We start from the raw sequence: 8199 nt of genomic DNA on the forward strand, positions 1-8199 counted from the left end.
AAGCACATATTATCATCATGTTAAAGGTTGAATCTGATAATAAAAAGCGGTTACTGTAGCTCATCTGTTAAAGAACTAAATAAAGGATAGCTCTCTTATGAAATCACGTGCTGCAGTCGCATTTGGTCCAGGCGAACCGCTTCAAATTGTCGAGCTGGATGTTGCTCCACCAAAAGCGGGTGAAGTTCTAGTTAAAATCACCCATACAGGTGTGTGTCATACCGATGCGTTTACTTTGTCGGGGGATGATCCTGAAGGCGTCTTTCCAGCGGTACTTGGTCATGAAGGTGCAGGTATTGTGATTGAAGTGGGTGAAGGTGTGACCAGTGTCAAACCAGGTGATCATGTAATTCCACTTTATACGGCTGAATGCGGCGAGTGTCTATTCTGTAAATCTGGGAAAACTAATCTTTGCGTGGCTGTTCGTGCGACTCAAGGTAAAGGCGTAATGCCAGATGGTACGACACGTTTTTCTTATAACGGTCAGCCCATTTATCACTATATGGGTTGTTCAACTTTTAGTGAATATACTGTAGTTGCTGAAGTGTCTTTGGCGAAAATTCATCCTGATGCAAATCCTGAACATGTCTGTTTGTTGGGTTGTGGTGTAACAACAGGTATTGGTGCAGTTCATAATACTGCCAAAGTGCAAGAGGGCGATTCAGTCGCAGTCTTCGGTCTAGGTGGTATTGGTCTTGCTGTGGTACAAGGTGCTCGCCAAGCCAAAGCAGGGCGTATTATTGTCGTCGATACCAATCCAGATAAATTCAAATTGGCTGAAGAATTTGGTGCAACTGATTTCTTAAATCCAAAAGATTATGACAAGCCGATTCAACAAGTGATTGTGGAAATGACAGATTGGGGCGTAGACCATTCATTTGAATGTATTGGTAATGTTAATGTGATGCGTTCAGCACTTGAATGTGCACACCGTGGCTGGGGACAATCCGTGATTATTGGCGTAGCAGGTGCAGGTCAGGAAATTTCGACCCGTCCATTCCAACTGGTCACTGGTCGTACGTGGAAAGGTACTGCATTTGGTGGTGTAAAAGGTCGTTCTCAACTTCCAGGCATGGTTGAAGATGCAATGAAAGGTGACATTCAACTTGAACCTTTTGTCACGCATACCATGGGGTTAGATCAAATTAATGAAGCTTTTGATTTGATGCATGAAGGTAAATCTATTCGTTCAGTGGTGCATTTTCAAGATTAATTCATTTTGCGCAACATAAAAAACGGGCAGATTGCCTAATGCCAGTCGGTTAAGAAATGGACTGGCATTTTCTTTTTTAATTCATGATATTATTCGATACGCGGAAACGTCATCCGCAACTTGAGCAATAAATAAAGCACGGCTTTATTTTGCAGCGCAAGGCAAGACTACTTTAAAAAAGTAAGGTTTCTGCGATGAATTGATCAATAACAGGTATTTGACGAGTTTTGCGGTGAGGCGCACTGCGCCGCAAGATGCCTTTCTTGCGAACTCAAAATATATTTTGAGGCTTCTCATTTGGGCTTATCCAAAGTAATAAATGAGCTCCTAGTATTTGATTTAAAAATATAAGACTCCGTCGTGAATAACTAAAAAGCTAAGGAGTTAATTGTAAACCCTCTTAGCTGATTAGCATTAAGCAGATTGCCCATTTTTTTAGCAGCGGATTTTAAGCCGTTGCTTTAATCACTTCTGCAATAGATTCAGCAACATAATCAATATTATTTAAGTTCAAACCTGCGGCGCACATACGACCACTACGCACCAAATAGATTGCATATTTGTCTTTTAAAATATCCACTTGTTCAGCCGTTAAACCCGTGTAGCTAAACATACCTTGTTGTTTAACCAAATAGCTAAAGTCATGTTCAGGTAAAGCTTGGCTTAATTTTTCATTTAAAAGTTGACGCATTTTAATAATACGTTCACGCATTTCTTTCAGCTCTGCTTGCCACTGGGCAGTGAGATCAGCATCATTAAGCACGTTATCGACCAATAAAGCACCCGTCGTTGCTGGGCTTGAATAGATACGACGTACTGTTGCTTTAAGCTGACCCAATACTTTTTGCGCTGTGGTTTGATCATCACAGACAAACGTTAAACCACCCACACGCTCACCATAAAGTGAGAAAATTTTAGAGAATGAATTACTAACAATAAAATTCATCCCTGATCGGTCTAAAGCGCGAATCGCATACGCATCTTCTTCTAAACCCTGACCAAAACCTTGGTAGGCAATATCTAAAAATGGAATCAGGTCTTGTTTTTTTAACACTTCAATTACTTGATCCCATTCAGCAGGGGTTAAATCAGCACCTGTCGGGTTATGACAACAAGGGTGTAATAACACAATACTTTTAGCAGGAAGGCTATTTAATTTTTCTAGCATTTCCGCCACATTGACGCCATTGGTAGCAGCATCAAAGTAAGGATAGAAGTGCGAGTGAATCCCTGCACCATTAAAGATCGCAATATGGTTTTCCCAAGTCGGTTGGCTCACCCAAACATCAGATTCAGGGAAATATTTTTTTAAGAAATCTGCACCGACTTTAAGCGCACCAGAGCCACCTAAAGTTTGAATGGTCACCGCACGACCATCACGGTGAGCTGGACTTTCATTACCTAAAACAAGGGTTTGAGTTGCCTCGTTATAAGACTTTAAACCGTCCATTGGTAAATAAAGTTTAACTTTGTCATTGCTTGGTTCAATGTTTTTATACGCTGCCTTAATGGCATTTAATTGCGGAACAATATTGTCCTCATTGTAATAAAGTCCAATACTTAAATTAACTTTTTCTGTCCGTTCATCTTTTCCAAATGCTTCCATTAAAGAAAGAATCGGATCACCTGCATAAGTATCAACATGTTGGAACATGAATACATCCTTCATTATGTGTAGTAAACAAATTAAGTTTTTGGTGTGGGCTATTTTATCTTTTAATACCACTAGATTGTCCGTTATTTTCCCTTTCAAAGAAATAAACTGTAAATCATAATGTAAAACATGGAAATTAATTTAAAATCAATTGGTTAAAATGTAATTCAGTCCTGTCTATATAGTTGAAATGAATCTGAAATTCGACATTTTTCTATAAAGCTTGGATCATGAGAAACCAAGATTAGAGCACCCTTATATTCAGAAATGGCATGAGCGAGTATATCTCTGGATTCAATATCTAAATGGTTTTCTGGTTCATCCAGTAATAATAAATCAATTTTTTGTGCAGATTGGCTGATAGCGAGCAAAGCGACTTTTACTTGCTCACCACCACTTAAACGAGTCAGAGGGATCAGAGATTTTTCACCTCGAATCCGAAGTTGACCAAGTAAATTCCGCCATTCAACTTCACTTATAGATGGATTGGCTCGTTTGAGATTATCCACAGCATTTAGCTCAAAATTGAGGAAACTAAAGTTTTGATCGAGATAGAAACTGTTGCCAGAGAATATGATTTTAGTGTTATGAGCAGAAACCTGATAAGTCAGTATTTTAAGCAAGGTAGATTTACCAATACCATTTTCACCTTGTAGAAGCAGTTTTTGTCCTGCATTTAAAGCGAAACTGATTTTCTGTGTTGTGCCAAAAGATAAAATCAGCCGATTTATTCTTAAAATTTCACCACTTTGAATACTGTTATTAAAAAAATTAAATTGTTGTGCTTTGACTGTTTCAAGCTGAATTTTTTTCTCCTTTAATGCTTTAGCTGCCTCTTTTAATTGTCTAGATTGTTGCTGTTGTAAGGATGATAAATTTTGCCCCGCTTGTTCTTTTTTAAAGTCCAACAAAATTTTAGCTTGAGAATTGGAATCACGTAATTTATTGCCTGCACGTTGTCTTTTTTGTGTTTTCATTAAATTTTGATGCTGTTGATTTTTTAGCTGTTTTAATTCTCTTTTCTCTTGCTGGACAGAGTGTTCCAGTGCTTGAGTTTGTAACTGAGAGTGCTCAAAATAATGAGTATAGTTGCCGCTATAGTGTGACAAACCATGCTCATTTAAAGTATATATATGCTGCATTTTATCCAATAAATGGCGGTCATGACTAATAATTAAAGCACCTGATGGATGCTGGTTAAGACATGAGATTAACCATGATCTTGAGTCAGAATCCAAGTGATTGCTTGGCTCATCTAACAATAAATAATGATCTTTCAATAAAAATAAACGACAGAGTGCTAGTTTAGTTTTTTGTCCTTCACTTAATAGCATCACTGGAAAATCTAAATCTGTAGGTAAGTTTGCTTGTTGTAATTGCATTAACCACAACTGTGGTAAATGCCAAAAATTTTCTGCGCGCTCATAGTCATCAAACGTAGCTGTTCCTTGCTCAATACGTTTAAAGGTTTGGTGATATTGTTCTACATCTAAAGCTTCAGCAATCGTTGGTACATCAAGCCGCTGTAATTGCTTTAAATAAGCATGTGGCATTTGCCAAAAAAATTGTCCCGCAAAAGGAAGATGAACGGGTTGTTGATGCAGTATTTGCATCATGACAGACTTTCCCTGACCATTTCGACCTATGAGCGCAGAGTTTTGCTGCGCAAAAAGTGAAAAATTAAGATCATGAAAAAGTGTTTTCGTAGGGAACTCTACGCCAAGTCGAGATATTACACATGCCTGTTGGGTCATAAGAACCTCATATAACAGGATGCGCAAAATAGAAAATAATTCTAAAATACATGCAGAAGTAATTAGCCTATTTTGCACATCAAAAAATACAGAAAAATTTGATGGAAAAAAGGACTTACTTCATTGGCGTGTTGCTCGGTAAAAAAATTAGGATTACATGTATTTTAATAGTTTTTATAAACAGGTCAAGTTTTATTCTAATAACTATTTTTAAACAATATATAAGTAAAAGTTGACTGATTTATGTATTTTTATTTTATATAAAACTATTGTCAAATGTATAAATACAGCGTATTTTTATCTTAAGACACATACTTTTTTGAAGAAATAAAGATGTTAAAGCAACCAGTAATCTCAAACGCGACTTATTATTTTTGGCAATTTAGATAATTGCCTGAATGCGTTCGGGCAAAAAATGGTTGCCCACCAAGTTAATACCTGATCGGCAACCCTGATCAGGTTTTTTTATGCTTTATTTTTTACACTTTTTGGAGTTACCCTCATGAAAACATTAAATTATTCATACTTTAGCAACTTTTATTGGTTTTATTTTAATCAAATGATGACGCAATCCATTAGACCCATAACGCTCAAATAAAGGATTGGACTGAAAAAATAGTCCCATAGGAAAGACCAATGAATGCTTTAAATACTGCTTTACAACAAACTCAAACGACTGCAAAAGAAACCATTTTAAGCTTGCCATATCAATTGAAAGCGCAATTACCTTTGTCTACAAAATTAGCTCAACAAATTGCCGATCAGCGTCAAACAATTCAAAATATATTAGAAGGCAAAGATCATCGTTTGATGATTGTGACAGGCCCATGTTCAATTCATGACCCTATTTCTGCACTTGAATATGCTCAAAAATTACAACAATTACAAAGCCAAGTCTCAGATCAAATTTTTCTGGTCATGCGTGCATATATTGAAAAACCACGTACCACAATAGGTTGGAAAGGTTTTCTATATGACCCAAATTTAGATAATTCATCGAATATGCAATTGGGCTTAGAAAAATCACGTGAGTTATACCTACAAATTATCGACATGGGCTTGCCGATTGCAGCAGAAATTTTAAGCCCTATGGCAACCGCTTATTTTGATGATTTACTGGCTTGGGGTGCAATTGGTGCACGTACCAGTGAATCACAAATTCATCGTGAAATTTCAAGCCACATGCCGTACAGCATTGGTTTCAAAAATGGCACGGATGGTTCAATTCAAATTGCACTTGATGCAATTCAATCTGCTTCTCATCCACATGAATTCATGGGCATGAGCCAGTCTGGTTTACCTTGCATTTTAGAGTCACAAGGCAATAGAGCAGCGCATTTGATTTTACGTGGTGCAAATTCAGGTCCTAATTATCAATTGGCTGAAATTGAGAAAATTAAAGCAAAAAACAAAGCTGAATTACCAGCATTAGTGATTGATTGTAGTCATGGCAACAGTCATAAGAACCCATTAGTACAGGCTGAAGTTTTGCGTACCATTGTGGCTGAACGTGTACACACCAATGTGCGTGGTGTGATGTTAGAAAGCCATTTACAAGATGGTCAGCAAAAAAATTCATGTGATATGACCTATGGTCAATCTGTAACAGATGGTTGTTTAGGTTGGGATAAAACACATCAACTTTTATTGGATGTTGCAGATTCACTGCGTATTTCTGAATTGAAACGTAGTGCTTAATACGACTAAAAACATGGTTATTTTGCAATGAAGCTCTTTTAAAAGGGCTTCATTCTTTCAAATCTGTCTATTTATGTTAAATGTTTAAATTTAGATCATTGTTTTGTTGATGCTGTATACATTTTTTTGAAATTATTTTAACCAATTAAAATTAACAAATTTGAGTCAATTCACTTCTTTATGCACAATATTGAAAATTTATATTAGTAATAACTAATTGTTTAATAAATACATAATTAACGATATGCAATTGTTATTTAGTACTTAAAATAATTGTTAATGGGGAAGAATATGTACAGTGCGGAATTATTGGAAGAAGCGCGTAAAATAATATTTCATATGCTGACCAAAGTTGTGGAATATGGTGGATCTGACTTATTTATTTCAGCAGATTTTCCACCCAGTATTAAACATCAAGGATTGATGAAACCTATTGGGCAACAGGCTTTAACTGCTGATAAAACTAAATTATTCGCCTATAGTTTAATGAATGAGACTCAACGACAGGAATTTGAAAAAGAGCTTGAGTGTAATTTTGCCATTAGTGTTCCCGATGTTTCGCGTTTTCGTATTAATGTTTTCCAACAACAATTACAAGTGGGTATGGTGATTCGTACCATTACCGCAGAAATTCCAAATTTTGCGAAGTTAAAATTACCCGAATCATTAAAAGATGTCATGATGGCAAAACGAGGTTTAATTTTAGTTGTTGGTGCAACAGGTTCAGGTAAATCGACGTCTTTAGCTGCCATGATTGATCATCGTAATGAAAATTCAGCAGGGCATATTATTACGGTTGAAGATCCGGTTGAATATGTACATAAACATAAGAAATCAATGATTACCCACCGCGAAGTGGGGGTAGATAGTCATTCATGGCACAATGCTTTGAAAAACACTTTACGCCAAGCACCTGATGTAATTTTGATTGGTGAAATCCGTGACACTGAAACCATGGAACACGCCATTGCATTTGCTGAAACAGGGCACTTATGTTTAGGCACTTTGCACGCCAATAATGCCAATCAAGCACTAGATCGAATCATTAACTTTTTCCCTAAAGAACGAAAAAATCAATTGTTGATGGATTTATCTTCAAATATGAAAGCGATTATTTCTCAGCGTTTAGTGCGTACTCAAGATGGTCGTGGACGTCGTGCAGCCATTGAAATTTTGCTCAATACACCATTGATTGGCGATAATATTCTCAAAGGTCAACTTCATGAACTTAAAGAAATCATGAAAAAGTCACGCGAGCTGGGTATGCAAACCTTCGATCAGGCTTTATTTGATCTTTATGACGAGGGTTCAATTAGTTATGAAGAAGCTTTACGTAATGCCGACTCTATGAATGAATTACGTTTACAGATTAAATTAAAAAGTACCCGATCAGATCAAGCAGCTGCAAGCCCAGCTTCATCATTTAGCATGAAACAAGAAGATGATTCAAATGAAAATGATGCGAAACAAGAACCTGTGACTTCTGGTTAAAAAATAAATTTTTAGTGTGTTAATTGATTAAATGGGCATGATTCAAATCTTGGATCGTGGCCATTTAATTTAGATTTAGAGATGTTCAATTTTCTGCAATACGTCCATCTTTTACCACACAATCATTATTTCGAATTATTGAGCTTCTTTTGGATAATCTACATATAATTTCTTTGTACACGACAAAAAAAGTAACTCGTTGAAATAAGTGACATAATAATAGTTTTCTGACGACTCAAACTATGTCATACCTCAACGAGCTACACCACATTCTAAACAATCATTTTTCTTGGAACAAGGCAAGAATGAATTGTTTTACTCTCATGCTCACCACGCTGTTTATTAGCCCATCATCAAACTTGGTGAAACTTTCCACCCTGTTTAATCAT

Annotated in this window: 5 protein-coding genes; 3 read left to right on the top strand and 2 right to left on the bottom strand. The window is 36.5% G+C overall.

What is annotated here, in order from left to right:
• Positions 1-97 precede the first annotated feature (97 nt).
• On the top strand, positions 98-1213 hold the full coding sequence (locus B9T25_RS13900; RefSeq protein ID WP_086189005.1) for an S-(hydroxymethyl)glutathione dehydrogenase/class III alcohol dehydrogenase: 1116 nt from the start codon (positions 98-100) through the stop codon (positions 1211-1213).
• Between the two features lie 448 nt (positions 1214-1661).
• On the opposite strand, the gene B9T25_RS13905 is transcribed toward B9T25_RS13900, so the two are convergent.
• Both B9T25_RS13905 and B9T25_RS13910 read right to left on the bottom strand, forming a co-directional pair.
• Positions 1662-2867, bottom strand: a complete 1206-nt coding sequence (locus B9T25_RS13905) for an aromatic amino acid transaminase (protein WP_086189006.1) — start codon at positions 2865-2867, stop codon at positions 1662-1664.
• Positions 2868-3034: 167 nt separating this feature from the next.
• Entirely contained in the window at positions 3035-4621 is a 1587-nt protein-coding gene (locus tag B9T25_RS13910) for an ATP-binding cassette domain-containing protein (protein WP_086189007.1), read from the bottom strand.
• 636 nt (positions 4622-5257) lie between these two features.
• Between B9T25_RS13910 and B9T25_RS13915 the strand changes: the two genes are divergently transcribed.
• Positions 5258-6319, top strand: a complete 1062-nt coding sequence (locus B9T25_RS13915; protein ID WP_086189008.1) for a 3-deoxy-7-phosphoheptulonate synthase — start codon at positions 5258-5260, stop codon at positions 6317-6319.
• Between the two features lie 291 nt (positions 6320-6610).
• Complete coding sequence (locus B9T25_RS13920; protein ID WP_086189009.1) at positions 6611-7810, top strand: PilT/PilU family type 4a pilus ATPase; 1200 nt, start codon at positions 6611-6613, stop codon at positions 7808-7810.
• Positions 7811-8199: the final 389 nt, after the last annotated feature.

This window comes from Acinetobacter sp. ANC 4470 (assembly GCF_002135335.1).
Lineage (GTDB): Bacteria > Pseudomonadota > Gammaproteobacteria > Pseudomonadales > Moraxellaceae > Acinetobacter.